12 protein-coding genes are annotated in these 13,924 nt (G+C 52.2%); 11 read left to right on the plus strand and 1 reads right to left on the minus strand.

The features are described 5' to 3' along the window. Positions 1 to 130: 130 nt before the first annotated feature. The 6 genes from NLK58_RS17130 (at position 131) to NLK58_RS17155 (ending at position 5,660) form a co-directional block, all read left to right on the plus strand. Complete coding sequence (locus NLK58_RS17130) at positions 131 to 937, plus strand: ABC transporter ATP-binding protein (protein ID WP_053114437.1); 807 nt, start codon at positions 131 to 133, stop codon at positions 935 to 937. Next, positions 934 to 1,656 carry an ABC transporter ATP-binding protein gene (locus NLK58_RS17135; protein WP_053114438.1) on the plus strand — a complete coding sequence of 241 codons (723 nt, stop codon included), beginning with the start codon at positions 934 to 936 and terminating at the stop codon, positions 1,654 to 1,656. The genes NLK58_RS17130 and NLK58_RS17135 overlap by 4 nt, the downstream gene beginning before the upstream one ends. 100 nt (positions 1,657 to 1,756) lie before the next feature. Further along, positions 1,757 to 2,974, plus strand: coding sequence for an ABC transporter substrate-binding protein (locus NLK58_RS17140; RefSeq protein WP_053114441.1), 1,218 nt, complete (start codon positions 1,757 to 1,759; stop codon positions 2,972 to 2,974). A gap of 104 nt (positions 2,975 to 3,078) precedes the next feature. Continuing rightward, positions 3,079 to 3,966, plus strand: a complete 888-nt coding sequence (locus NLK58_RS17145) for a branched-chain amino acid ABC transporter permease (protein ID WP_053114443.1) — start codon at positions 3,079 to 3,081, stop codon at positions 3,964 to 3,966. A gap of 2 nt (positions 3,967 to 3,968) precedes the next feature. Beyond that, positions 3,969 to 4,964, plus strand: a complete 996-nt coding sequence (locus NLK58_RS17150) for a branched-chain amino acid ABC transporter permease (RefSeq protein WP_053114444.1) — start codon at positions 3,969 to 3,971, stop codon at positions 4,962 to 4,964. Positions 4,965 to 5,381: 417 nt separating this feature from the next. After that, positions 5,382 to 5,660 carry a hypothetical protein gene (locus tag NLK58_RS17155; protein WP_341581378.1) on the plus strand — a complete coding sequence of 93 codons (279 nt, stop codon included), beginning with the start codon at positions 5,382 to 5,384 and terminating at the stop codon, positions 5,658 to 5,660. Between the two features lie 145 nt (positions 5,661 to 5,805). Here NLK58_RS17155 and NLK58_RS17160 read toward each other — a convergent pair whose 3' ends face one another. Beyond that, entirely contained in the window at positions 5,806 to 7,107 is a 1,302-nt protein-coding gene (locus tag NLK58_RS17160; RefSeq protein ID WP_053114403.1) for an IS1380 family transposase, read from the minus strand. A 310-nt stretch (positions 7,108 to 7,417) separates the two neighbouring features. Here NLK58_RS17160 and NLK58_RS17165 point away from each other — a divergent pair, with 310 nt between their 5' ends. The 5 genes from NLK58_RS17165 to NLK58_RS17185 all read left to right on the plus strand — a co-directional run bounded on the left by NLK58_RS17165 (position 7,418) and on the right by NLK58_RS17185 (position 13,872). Continuing rightward, a complete protein-coding gene (locus NLK58_RS17165; protein ID WP_053114449.1) occupies positions 7,418 to 7,675 on the plus strand; it encodes a hypothetical protein in 258 nt (85 codons plus the stop codon). Positions 7,676 to 8,101: 426 nt separating this feature from the next. Then, entirely contained in the window at positions 8,102 to 9,397 is a 1,296-nt protein-coding gene (locus tag NLK58_RS17170; protein ID WP_341581325.1) for an IS4 family transposase, read from the plus strand. Positions 9,398 to 9,936: 539 nt separating this feature from the next. Continuing rightward, positions 9,937 to 11,253 (plus strand): IS1380 family transposase, encoded by a 1,317-nt coding sequence (locus NLK58_RS17175; protein ID WP_232902043.1) that lies wholly within the window; start codon positions 9,937 to 9,939, stop codon positions 11,251 to 11,253. Positions 11,254 to 11,520: 267 nt separating this feature from the next. Further along, positions 11,521 to 12,705: a lipid-transfer protein gene (locus tag NLK58_RS17180; RefSeq protein WP_273045151.1), complete on the plus strand. Its 1,185-nt coding sequence runs from the start codon at positions 11,521 to 11,523 to the stop codon at positions 12,703 to 12,705. Positions 12,706 to 12,774: 69 nt separating this feature from the next. Next, the gene (locus NLK58_RS17185; RefSeq protein ID WP_053114452.1) at positions 12,775 to 13,872 is read left to right on the plus strand and encodes a TRAP transporter substrate-binding protein; all 1,098 of its coding nucleotides are present in this window, start codon (positions 12,775 to 12,777) and stop codon (positions 13,870 to 13,872) included. Positions 13,873 to 13,924 lie beyond the last annotated feature (52 nt).

Here is a 13,924-nt window from a genome sequence, read left to right on the forward strand (position 1 = left end):
CACGATGAAGAGCGGGCAAAGTAGATGGCCATTGGAAAATCTTTACGCGGCCCCTTCTTTTGGGGGGGGAGTCATATGATTTATGAAGATACTTTGGACAAAGTTCAAAAACAAAAATAGTAGGCAAGAAATGAGTAATCCATATGTATTGCAAACCCGAGGCCTCGTAAAGAAGTTTAGGGGATTTCAGGCCGTTGATCATGTCGATCTACAAATTCGGCAGGGCGATATTCATGCCTTAATTGGCCCTAACGGTGCCGGCAAGACCACGGTTTTCAATCTCCTGACCAAGTTCCTGATCCCGACCAGGGGGCAGATCCTTTATAAGGGAGAGGACATCACCTCTCTGAAATCCGCCGCCATCGCCCGTAGGGGTGTGGTTCGGTCCTTCCAGATTTCCGCTGTGTTCCCGCACATGACTGCCCTCGAGAATATCCGCGTCGCATTGCAGACGTTCGAGGGCAACTCTTTCAGCTTCTGGCAATCCGGAGCCCGTCTGAACAAGCTCAATGAGCGCGCTATGGAATTGCTGGATGCGGTGGGACTGACCAGTTTTGCCAATACCACCACCGTGGAGCTGGCCTACGGCCGCAAACGGGCATTGGAGCTGGCGACCACGCTGGCGATGGAGCCGGAAATCCTGCTGCTCGACGAACCCACCCAGGGTATGGGCAGCGAGGATGTGGATCGCGTGGTGGAACTGGTGCGCAGCGCGGCCAAGGGCCGTACCGTGCTGATGGTGGAGCATAACCTGAGCGTGGTCAGCAAACTGTGTGACCGCATCACCGTGCTGGCCCAGGGGGCCGTTCTGACTGAAGGCGACTACGAAACCGTGTCTGCCGATCCCCGTGTGCGCGAGGTTTACATGGGATCCGACGGTAGTGGCGAGCGAGGCGCGACCGAGACCAATCCCGCCAGTGCGGAGGCCGCCCAATGAGTCACGGACCGGACAAGGAATACGAACAGCTGCGGGTTTCCGGACTGCACGCCTTCTACGGCGAGTCCCATATCCTGCATGGCATCGACATGGTGGTGCACCGGGGTGAACTGGTAACCCTGCTGGGGCGCAATGGCGCCGGCCGCACCACGACCCTCAAAGCGATCATGAACATGGTGGGCCGCCGCACCGGCTCCATCATGATCAACGGGGAGGAGACCATGTCCTGCGCTCCCCATCATATTGCCAGGTTGGGTGTCGGGTATTGCCCCGAACATCGGGGCATTTTTTCGTCACTCAACGTCCAGGAAAACCTGACCCTGCCACCGGTGGTGCGCAGCGGCGGCATGAGCCTGGAAGAAATCTACACCATGTTCCCCAACCTCTACGAACGCCGATTCAGTCAGGGGACGAAGCTCTCTGGCGGTGAGCAGCAGATGCTGGCCATGGCGCGCATCCTGCGCACCGGTGCCAATATGCTGTTGCTCGACGAAATTACCGAGGGGCTGGCGCCTGTCATCGTGGAAACGTTGGGTGAGGTGTTGGTGGCCTTGAAGAAAAAGGGCCTGACAATCGTTCTAGCTGAGCAGAACTTTCACTTTGCAGCGTCCCTCGCAGATCGCCATTACGTTTTGGAGTACGGCCAGATTGTGGAAGAGATTAGCTCACATGAGCTGAGTTCTAAAAGGGCATTGCTGGATCATTATCTCTGTGTATAGCGAAAGCCAACAATAGGAAAAGAAGTTTGGAATATTGGCGTGCAGTAACTCACTAGTTTTAAACCACAATACAATTAGCGACCTAGTTGGAGATATAAAAATGATAAATATGAAAAAGTCTTTCTTGGCGATGATTTTGTCCGCAGTGATCGTTAGCGATGCGAAAGCAGAAATTTCTGACGATATTGTGAAAATTGGCTATCTAGCTGATATGTCCGGTACCTACCGAGATTTGGTTGGGCCAAATGGCCTTGCTGCACTGGAGATGGCGGTGGATGATTTCGGCGGCAAGGTTGGCATGGCCGATATCCAAATCGTTAGCGCTGATGATCGTAATAGCCCCGACGTGGCTTCAAGCACAGTGCGCCGGTGGTTAGAGAATGAAGACGTGGATATGGTAGCGGGATTTGTAGCCTCTTCTGTATCTCTAGCGGCCATTGAAGTTATAAAAGAGAATAATAAGTTAGGCATCGTGTCGGGCTCAATCGCATCAAGTATCACGAATGAGCATTGCTCTCTGAACCATATTCATTATGTATACGATACATATCCGTTAGCTGTTGGAACTGCCCGTGCTGTCGTAGAGGAAGGAGGAGAGTCATGGTTCATTTTGGCTGTCGACTATAGTGGAGGCCATGAACTTGAAGCGGCGGTTTCAAGTGTTGTCGAGGCGAGTGGAGGTGAAGTTATAAAGACCCTTCGCCATCCGTTTCCTACACCAGACTTTTCTTCATTCATCCTTCAAGCCCAGGCCTCAGGAGCAGATGTGGTCGCTCTAGCCAACGCCGGAGCTGACGCGATTAACGCTATCAATACCGCTGGCGAATTTGGCTTGACTCAATCCGGCCAGAAACTCGCAGCATTGCTGCTCTTTCTTACAGAAGTGCACTCGCTTGGAGTTGAGACTGCTCAGGGGATCCAACTCACAACAGGTTGGTATTGGGATATGAATCCGGAAGCTCGCGCTTGGGCAGACCGATTCTTTGAAAAAACAGGTGTGCGTCCGACAATGGTTCATGCCGGTATCTACTCCAGCACAATACATTATCTTAATGCTGTCGAAGCTACGGGCTCCGACGACTCTCAGATCGTTCGCACTCAGATGATTAATACCCCAATCAACGACATGTTCGCAACTAACGGAAGGATTCGTCAGGACGGTCGTATGGTCCATGATATGTATTTGGCTCAGGTTAAGACCCCGGAGGAATCCCAAGGGGAATGGGATCTATATAAGATTGTCCGCACAATTCCTGCCGAAGAAGCGTTCCGTCCCCTTTCAAATAGTGTTTGTCCTCTAGTCACCGACAACAGGTAATTTTTCGACATGGGCTCTTGAATATTGAGATTGAAGAGCCCTTGCCGGTCGGTTCGAATAACTTTTGACTATACATTTTTATTAGCTAATTTGGAGTCCGTTGCATGTCAATGGTGTTCGGCGTTCCTCTTGCTGTGCTGTCCGGCCAGCTCCTGATCGGGATTATTAACGGTGCCTTTTACGCCCTGTTAAGCCTCGGCCTTGCGGTTATCTTCGGTCTGTTGAAAATCATCAACTTCGCCCATGGCGCCATGTATATGCTCGGTGCCCTGGTCACCGTGGTTCTGTTTGACCTGTTGGGCGTCAATTACTGGGTAGCTCTGTTTGTGGCCCCAGTCCTAGTTGGCGCTTTCGGCTTGTTGATTGAATACTTCCTGCTCCGGCGCATTGCTGGTCAGGATCACATCTACAGCCTGCTGCTCACCTTCGGGGCGGCCCTGATCATCCAGGGCGTCCTCACCAACATCTACGGAGTGTCCGGGTTGCGCTATTCCATGCCGGATATGTTCAAAGGGGGCATCAACTTGGGTTTCATGTTCCTGCCGTACTACCGGGCCTGGGTGATCGTGGTGGCCCTGCTGGTGTGTTTCGGCACCTGGTTCATCATCGAGAAAACCAAGCTGGGTTCCTACTTGAGGGCGGGCACAGAAGACTCGCAGCTGATGCAGGGCTTCGGCATTAACGTACCCTTGCTGGTGAGCCTGACCTACGGATTCGGCGTCATGCTGGCGGCTTTCGCCGGTGTGCTGGCGGCACCCATATATTCGGTAACTCCGGTGATGGGGTCCAACATTCTCATCGTGGTCTTTGCGGTGGTGGTGATTGGAGGCATGGGCTCCATTGGCGGGGCCATAATCACGGGCATCCTGATGGGCGTGATCGAAGGCCTCACCAAAACGTTTTACCCGCCGGCGTCTTCGGCCGTTATCTTCCTGGTGATGGTCCTGGTGCTGATGATCCGACCCACCGGCCTGTTCGGTAAGGAGGCATAATCATGAACCAGCCTGTTAATCCTGCCGATATCCACAAAGCCATTGTCGAGCAGCAAAAGATCCAGGACCGCAAGAAACTGATGGTGAACGGCGTGCTGCTGCTGTTGCTGCTGGCCGCGCCCTTCGTGATGTACCCGGTCTTCCTGATGAAGATCCTGTGTTTTGCCCTGTTTGCGGTGGCCTTCAACCTGCTGTTCGGCTTTACCGGTTTGCTGTCCTTCGGCCATGCCGCCTTCCTGGCCACCGGGGGTTACACCACCGGCTACCTGCTCAGTCATTTCTCCGGCCTGACCACCGAGGTGGGCATCATTGCCGGTACCGCCACGGCCACCCTGTTGGGGCTGGCCTTTGCGTTACTGTCGATCCGCCGGCAAGGCATCTACTTTGCCATGGTGACCCTGGCGCTGTCACAGCTGGTGTTCTTCTTCTTTGTGCAGTCGGAATTCACCGGCGGCGAAGACGGCATGCACGGCATCCCCCGGGGCGAGCTGTTTGGTCTGATTAACCTCGAAGACAACCTCAATATGTATTACTTCGTGCTGGTGGTGTTTATCGCCTGTTACCTGCTGGTGCAGCGCATTGTCAGCAGCCCGTACGGGCAGATCCTGAAAGCCATCAAGCAGAACGAACCGCGGGCGGTCTCGCTGGGTTACAACGTGGACCGCTACAAGGTCCTGGCCTTTGTGATCTCCGCGGCGCTGGCGGGCCTGGCCGGCTCCATGAAATCTGTGGTGTTCCAGTTGGCGTCTCTCAATGATGCCCACTGGCATATGTCGGGCGAGGTCATCCTGATGACCCTGGTGGGCGGCATGGGTACGCTGCTTGGACCGGTGGTGGGCGCCACCTTTGTGGTGAACATTGAATACCAGCTGTCCCAGGGGCCGCTGCGCGACTGGGTAGACCCGATCCTTGGCGGCATCTTTGTGTTGACGGTACTGGCCTTCCGCAGCGGGATTGTGGGTGAAATCCAAAAAGTCATAAAAAAGAACCTGGGGTGATTTAAACAGAATGTGGCTGGTTTTATTTTGGCGAATCGAGCTTCTAGTCATTCTAAATAACGAAATTTTTAGCTTCCTGCAAAAATCCATAAAGACAGTATTTCTATAAGTAAAAGCTACGTGACTAAAAGACATTATCTCAGTTCTACTGATATTCTGAAGTTGAAATTAAATTCGTGGGTATTCGATTTATTCCGGCAGTGGGCATTAATTTTTGGTGCCCTGAAAAATTAGTGTACGGATCTATATTTTCTAAATGTTAGACATATACGTTGAAGACCGAATATATGCATCAACCCTCTCCCCCCTCCTTTTGAGAGGGGAGCCCATCAAAGGGGTGCATTACGATTGATTGAGCATCGCAAATTAAGTTTGAGATGCAAGAAGGTTTCAATAATTTCAAAAGGGAAATAATTAATGCACTATAACAAAACCAATATCTATAAACTAAGTGCCCTTGCAGCAATTACTATGTTTTCTACATGTTCGGTATCTGCCTTTGAACTAGATGTGGCTGATATGAAGGCTAGCATTTATGGATATGCGAAGCTCGACATGATTTATGACGTTGACGGGTATATTGGACCTACCGTTACCCACCGTTTAATTTCCCTCGACAGTCAGGAGGGGGCGGAGGGGCATGCTAATCTTCACGCCTTTCAAAGTCGATTAGGGTTTAGCCCGGATTTCTCATAGCTACTCAGCCAGTCTCGCAGACTGAGCGGTTTACCGCCATGACCGCTCAGATGAAGCCATCACAGCCTGATAATTGATCAATTTCTGTTGTCCGGACATACTGCCCCCTTTCCCCCATTGCGTCGGGCCGGGGGAGCCCGAGCATCTATCCCGGAACCAGGCGACTTACCAGATCCGTGAGTTCGTGCTTGTAAGGATAGGCGTCACTCATCAGCACCCGGACTCGACGGGTATTGCGGATGATGACTGCGCCAACCTTGATCAGCTTCAGTCGCAGATTGCCAGCACTCATTCGTTCGAAGGGTGTCTTTTTCAGGTGCGCTCGTAATCGCTCGAACAGGGTGTAAGCGAAGCCGGACAAGATCAGCCGCCATTGATTGGTCCACCACCGGACGCTCGATGTTCGATCCGCGAACAGGTACAACTGCTGATCCTTGATCCGGTTTTCCATATCGCCTCGGGCGCAGTACTGCTCGTAGTAGAGCTTGAAGCCGTCATCGTAGCGGGAGCTGATGACGAAGCGAGGGTTGGAACCCAGCTCGCCTTCTTCCAGGCGGGCCACCACCCAGCGAGGGAACTTCCAGGAACGCGCCTGATAGCGGAATCGGTAAACGGCAGAGACTTTTTCACCGACTTTCTGGTGCGTGTCCCGGACCAGTCGTGAAGGCGCTTCCACATCCTTGAGCAACCGGCTGTTCTTGCTGATGCCGACCAGGTAATCCACATTATTCCGGTCGCACCAGCTCAATAGGCGAGGCCGATAGAAGCCACTGTCACCTCGGAACACGATGCGTGTATCGGGCCAATATTGCCGGATGAACTTTACCAGCAGGGCCAGAATGGCCCAGCTGTGGCGGCTGTCACTGCGGCTGCTGGTGCGCAGGTAGCTCACCAGCAGGTGACGGCCGCAGAACACGTACAGCGGAAAGTAGCAGTGGTGGTCGTAATAAGCGTTAAAGAACTTGCCGGGCTGGTCGCCATGAACGGGGATATCGGTACCGTCAAAATCCAGCACGATTTCCTTCGGCGGTGTCTCGTGCTGTTCGATGAAATGCTGCCACAGCAATTCGTGGGCCTTGACCACCGACTGACGGGTTACTTGCTGCTCCATTCGGCAGAGCGTGGACTTGCCGGCCAAGTCGCGCTCTTTGCCGACCGCGGTTTGCAGAGCCTGATCAAAACGCAGCGCTTCATGATCGTTCAGATCTTCGTATCCTGCAGCCACGCCGAAGACCCGTTGCCGAGTCATGGTTTCCAGCTTGTGGCGAACCAGCACTGGATTCCGTGAATCGTTAAGCACCGAGGCCAGGCGCTGAGTCAGACGGTGCTGTTTGTCGACTTCCCGAAGCAGGAGCAACCCTGCATCGGAGGTGATATGACCACCGGAGAAATCGGCTTCAATTTGGCGGCGAGAGAGTGGCGAGAAGGTCAGTTTTTCAGGTAACATTTTGGATAGCGGCTGTTGGTTCAGTGGTGATGGTGTAAGGTCCTGAAACCATAGCACTTTCAGCCGCTCCCTTCCTCCTTACGCTACCCTCTCATGAGAAATCCGGGCTAGTAATAGCGATGAAAGTATTCTGGGCTGGGGGGTAAATTTTGAGGCTGCTTCGAAGGTGACGGATAGATTTAGCCTTAGGGGCGCATTTACTCATGGTGATGGATTGGGGGGCTATCTTTACGGGTCACCTAGTGGTGCCGGATTTATTGACGCTAGCGGGTCTGTAGAGGGAATTAAGGGTGTTGGCGGCACTGTTGGTATGACGATTTCGGTTGGTACCGGAAACGTGAATGTTGCTTATGGAATTGCAAAGGTGGACTTGGATGATGCAGTTGGCCAGGGTGCAATGTCTTCGCTAGCGACCGACAGAGCGGAAAGCATCTACCTAAATTATATTTGGTCGCCTGCTAAGCGTATCAACTATGGCGTTGAGGCCGGTTATCACAGTCGTAGAACACAAAGTGGTGAGGAGGGTGATGCAGTTCGTTTACAAGGAATGGTGCAGTATGTTTTCTGACGTGCCGTATATGAAAATGTTTGGATAGAATAAAGTCTTATCCCGAATATAAATCGACATTTTGCCCCCGTTAGTATCTTGCCAACGGGGGATTTTACTTGGTGGAGTGTAGAGTTTAGCAAATCTATTGGAAAGTCAAAGTATGAATTTTAATATTTAAATAATATATTGTGCTAGTGTTTTTGATAATAATAAATAAGTAAAAGTGTAAATTCACGATGAGAATAAATTTCTCTAAATAACAATTAAGTTTGAAATTGGCAAGATCGAATTTATTGACTTAATTGAATTTACCTTGCGAAGCGTGCCCCCCCCCTTTTGAGGCAATGCCATCAACTTAAGACATTTCACTAAAAATATCATATAATTAGGGTCCACAAACCAACTCAGGAGTCACTGAATTGAGCCATAAATCCAATCCAACGGTTGACCCCACCAGCGAGATCCTGCTTAAAAATTGTACATAAATTAACCAGTTTGCTGGATAGCCCGGAATTCATTGCTACTCATCGCCAAAATGCGTGCGATTTCACCCGAAAACGCTATCTCACCTTCCGTAATCTGATCCTTTTTCTGCTTAACCAGCCTGGCAGTGCGCTTCAGACCGAGCTGGATCAATTTTTCCGTGTGCTCAACAACACGCCTTTCGAAAAACAGGTCGTCACCGCGCAGGCTTTCAGCAAAGCCCGCCGCAAGCTCAAGCCCTCCGCTCTGGTGGCGCTGAACGATGTGCTTCAAAACCAGCTGGATGAACTGGGCCTGCGCAGCACATGGTGCGGGCTGCGGCTGCTGGGCGTGGACGGCTCCGGTGTACACCTGCCGCTGGAGCAGCCCCTGGAAAACTTCTTCGGCAGTCACAGTGAGCTGCCCGTGGCGCGGCTGTCCATGCTCTATGATCTGTGCGACCAACAGACCCTGCATGGTCTGCTGATTACTCCGGATGTGGATGAGCGGGGCTGTGCCGCCATGCACCTGGAGTATGCGCCGGACAACAGCCTCCTGGTGTTTGACCGGGGCTACCCTGCTCATTGGCTCTTTGCCGCCCTGTTGCAGCGGAACCAGCATTTCCTCATGCGCCTGACTCTCAAGCACAACCCGGCCGTGAGGGACTTCGTGGCTTCCGGCAACAGCGAACAGACCCTCTGTTTCGCCTGCAAGGGCTGGCTGTCCCGAAAAGTCTGCGAGCAGGCCGGCGTCGATCCGGATACCGAGGTCACCCTGCGCCTGATCCGGGTGCTCCTGCCAGGCGGTGAGGTGGAAGTGCTGGCCACGTCACTGCTGGATACCCAGGCCTTCCCGGCCACCGAATTTGCGGGGCTCTACCACCGCCGTTGGGGGATCGAAACCGATTACCGGCGGCTCAAGCAGACCCTGACCCTGGACAACTTCAGCGGTCGCACCGCGACCGCGGCGCTTCAGGACTTCCACGCCAAGCTGCTGTTGAAAAACCTGGCCATGCTGATGCAGGTACTGCAGCAGCCCCGGATTGAGCAACAAACCCGACACCGCAAAAGGGGTTGGAAGGCGAACTTCACTCAGGGCGTGTCGCGCCTGAAAAACACCCTGGTGACGCTCCTGGTCGAGCCATGCGCCCACGCCATGGAGTGCCTGTTGACCCTGATCCGTAACAGCCTGACCGCCATCCGGCCCGGGCGAAGTTTTCCGCGCCAGCGCCGACGAAAAGCAACCCGCGGGTGCGAAGGCTACAAGCGCACTCGCTGAACCCGAAGGCTCCGGTCACGAGCGTATTGAATCCGACTCAAAGACTGCGTTTGGCGCTGGTCGGCTTTCGCTCGCCTCAAAGGTCGCCTTGACCTGCAATTCTTCTCCAATCCGCACCTCCGTGTCCCCTCAACACGGCAATAAAGGGGTGTTTCTGTCAGTTGGCCAACTTCATGCTGGCTCGATGTGGCAGGAACCTGGCTTGCCGGCGCTGTGGTTTTTCCTTAAGTTGATACCATTGCCTTTTGAGGGGGGATGATTTGGAAATAGGAAACTAATATCCGTTTGTGGCTAAAAGAATGGTTTGATATCGGTGCCTTTGGTGAGTCAGATGTCTTCGATAGAGCTAATACAATTTACCGGCTTTCGCATTGGTTGAGTGCGGAAAGTGTAGCTAGCTAATAACTAAGGATCGGTATTTTTATAACCTGAATCCGTGACTTCAACGAGCTGAACTCACGCCCAAAGCCTGCAATAATAAGGCTTAGAGCGATATAATAGCATCTGACACCCATTCACCCAGTTAGTGCTTTCGGCTCATGCGTACCTTCACTCTCCAGCAATCCCGAACCGAAGTCTATACACCCAATGGCGGGCTGGCCCTGGTCGGTCATTGCCTGAACCGGCATACATCGCTCACCAAAACCGCCCGCACCGTCGTCAAGCGGCACGGTATTCCGAACATTGAACTGATCCGGACCTATCTTGGCCTGATCACGCTGGGCAAGAGTGACTTCGAGGCGGTCGAGCCGGTTCGAACGGACCCATTTTTCAAGTCTGCCCTGGGCATCAAGCAATCGCCATCGTCGGCCCGGTTGCGCCAGCGATTTGATGAAGACGCTCAAGGCCTGACACCCCTGCTGGACGATGCCAGCGTCGAGTTTCTTCAGTCCGTCGAAGCTCCGGTGTCACCTCTGGCGATGGGCCACGTTGCGCTGGATATGGATGTCTTTCCCATGGACAACAGCCAGACCCGCAAAGAGGGTGTCAGCTACACCTACAAGGGTTATGACGGCTATGCGCCGATGGCCGCCTACCTTGGGCAGGAAGGCTGGTGCCTGGGTTGCGAGCTGCGCCCTGGCAGCCAGCACGCCAACAAGGGATTTCTCGATACCCTCAAACGGGTGTTACCCCGGGCTCGATCACTGACGGATAAGCCCATTTTGTTGCGCCTGGACAGCGCACACGATGCCCGTGCCAATCGCGATTTCCTGCGCGAGCAGGACCAGGTCGACTTCCTGATCAAGTGGAACCCTCGTAAAGAGGATCCGCTCGTCTGGGCGGACAAGGTCCAGGCCCGGAAAGCCTGGTCACTGGAGCGCGATGGCAAGATGGAAGCGGTTCTGTCGGAAGCGATTCCGGACGAGCCCGGTCTACGTCGCATCGTGAAGGTCACCGTTCGTACCAGCGATGCCGAAGGCCAGCTGTATCTCGAACCGGAAGTCAGCCTCGAAGGCTGGGTGACCTCGTTGCCGGCCGAAGTAGCCGACGAGCAACACATCATGGCGCTGTACAGCGATCACGCCACCAGTGAGCAGTTCCACAGCGAGTTCAAGACCGACCTGGACCTGGAACGACTTCCGTCCGGGAAATTCGACACCAACAACCTGGTCATGGCCTTCGCGACGATGGGTTACAACGTGTTGCGCTGGATGGGTCTGCGACTGACCGGCCCGGATGCACCGGTTCGCCACCCGGCCAGGCGTCGCCGCCTGAGAACCGTGATGCAGGAGATCATGACCATGGCCTGCCGCCTGGTGCACAGTGGCCGGCAGTGGATCCTGCGATTTGGCCGACACTGCCCAGGCTTTGCGGTTTACCGCGATCTTTATCGGGGCCTTGCTTCCGCCGGATAGGCCAACTCAACCACTGGCAAAAAACAATCCTCCCGGAATCCTCTGCCGGGACAGCCCGCTATTGCCTAAACACTGCATGCTGGTTATTTATCAACCAATCTCGAACCATCGGTTGCTCCCGCTCTTTGCTTCCTGACCTCAAAGTCAGAATCTCACCCAGTTATCGCCTCTTGTTGGCGCAGAGGTGGGCTTGACGGGTATATTGGCGAGCGAAGTCACTGATTCAGGTATAAGTTTGAAATATTTATTTTGATAGGAGGCTTTCAAATGGCGGCGTTCATCGCTGGTACAAGTCTTGTGCCGTTTGCGAAACCGGGCTTCTCTGAAATGTATGACAGAATGGGCTCCGATGCACTTTTGCTGGCATTAAACGACGCTGGACTCTCACTCAAGCATCTAGATCAGGCTTATGTTGGGTATGTCTACGGCGACAGCACTTCAGGGCAACGAGCCGTTTACCGTGTTGGAATGACCGGAATTCCCATTATCAATGTAAATAACAACTGTGCGAGTGGATCAACCGCCCTGTTTTTAGCGCGACAGGCTGTAGAAAGCGGTGTTGCCGACTGTGTCTTAGCTTTAGGCTTTGAACAGATGAAACCTGGCGCACTTGAGCAAGTCTTTAGTGATCGACCCTCTCCTTTAGAAAAATTTGAAATGATTGCTGATGAAGCCTTTTTCGATAAGCGTGATTTGCCGGTAACGTTAAAGTTGTTTGGCGGGGCAGGGAAGGCTCATATGGATCTTTACGGAACAAAGCTCGAAACGTTCGCTCGAATTCGCGCAAAAGCCAGTGATCATGCTTTCAACAATCCTCAGGCGCTTTTTCGGAAAAAAGTTTCTACAGAAGAAGTGCTTCATGCTCAATCAATTTGGCCAGGCGTAATGACGAAAATGATGGCATGTCCGCCAACCTGTGGAGCTTCAGCTGCTGTCGTGGTTTCGGAAAGATTTGCGTTGAAGCATGGGTTAGATGCAACTGTTCGAATCAGGTCGCAGGCGATGGTTTCCGATTTGCAAGATACTTTCGAAGGTCCAGACATGATTAAGTTGGTTGGAGCCGGCCTAACGGAGTTGGCGGCCGAAAAAGTATATGAGCAAGCTGGAGTGGCACCTGAAGATATTGACGTAATTGAGTTGCACGATTGCTTTGCTCAAAACGAACTTATCACCTATGAGGCTCTTGGTCTTTGTTCTCCAGGAGAGGGTGAGCGTTTAGTTGAAGATGGTGATAACACATACGGTGGAACGTTCGTTACAAATCCTTCCGGTGGTCTTCTTTCAAAAGGACATCCTTTGGGCGCAACTGGGCTGGCTCAGTGTTTTGAGTTGACTCAACAATTGCGCGGGAACGCTGGAGCTCGTCAGGTCGACAATGCCCGATTTGGATTACAGCATAACTTAGGGCTTGGTAGCGCAGCTGTAGTTACATTATATGAAAGAACGAGATAAGGCTTTCAGAAATCCTATAATTTTTTTGGTAGAAGCTGAATTAACAAAACTAATAAAGGAGTTAAAGAAATGATTAACATAAAATACATACAAAAAAGAATTAAGTCTGGGACTGCCAAAAAGTTGGCATTAAGGTTAGTACTGTTGAGTGGTTTTTGTAGCGGTGCAGCGCCCGTGTCATCTCAAGAGATTGAGCGTGTGCGGTGGCAAGTTCCTACTGGCGCACCCACTACAGTTCCCGGTCTTGATGCAATAGTTCATGCTTCAAAATGGCTCAGCGAAATTTCGAATGGCCACGTTACCTTGAGAACCTATGAGCCGGGTGAGCTCATACCGGGATTTGAGGTAAGCAGTGCTGTTGAAAAAGGAACGTATCCAGCAGGGTTCACTTATACAGCATATGATCAGGGTTCTATGCCTGAAGCTTCACTTTTCTCATATATCCCTTTTTATTTGGGGCCAATAGACTATATCGCCTGGCATTATAGCGGCGGCGGTGAAGAACTGCTAGTTGATGCTTATAGTAAGAGAAATATACACCCAATTCTTTGTGGTGTTACCGGACCTCAATTGGGTGGGTGGTTTACATCACCTGTCAGTTCTATCGAGGATCTTAAGGACCTGAACTTCAGAATTGCAGGCTTTGGCGCAGATGTTCTTTCTGAACTTGGAGTAAATGTATCTTCAATTTCTGCAGCGGAGACTTATCAGGCGTTGGAACGTGGTGTGGTGGACGCTGCAAAACTAGGCCAACCTCTTGTGGGCTTAAAGTTTGGCTTTCCAGAGATTGCGAGATACTACATGGTTCCAGATTGGGCCCAGCCGAGCACTGCAACTCACCTCATGATAAATAAGGGCAAATGGAATGAGTTGGCGGTACCCACTAGAAGATTGATTGAAATGTCTTGTAAGGCAGCAACACTTTATACCCTTTCTGAAACCGAATTTTTGCAAGGTAAGGCAATTAAGGCCATAAATGAAGCTGGGGCTTCGCCAATTCAGCTTTCTGAAAATGACTTGACTAAATTGAAAGAGATAACAGACCAAGTACTGTCGAAGAATAGTGAAAACAGTGCGGCGTTTGCGCGTGTTTTACGAAGTCAGGTTGAGTTCTCAGAGTCCTATAAAAAATGGTCTCAGCAAGGTTATCTTCCTAACAAATATTGACATCTGAGGTATTAGGGAGAGTAGGTGAGCTCTCCCTAATATTGGTGAGGGT

Source organism: Marinobacter metalliresistant, from assembly GCF_038098645.1.
Lineage (GTDB): Bacteria > Pseudomonadota > Gammaproteobacteria > Pseudomonadales > Oleiphilaceae > Marinobacter > Marinobacter metalliresistant.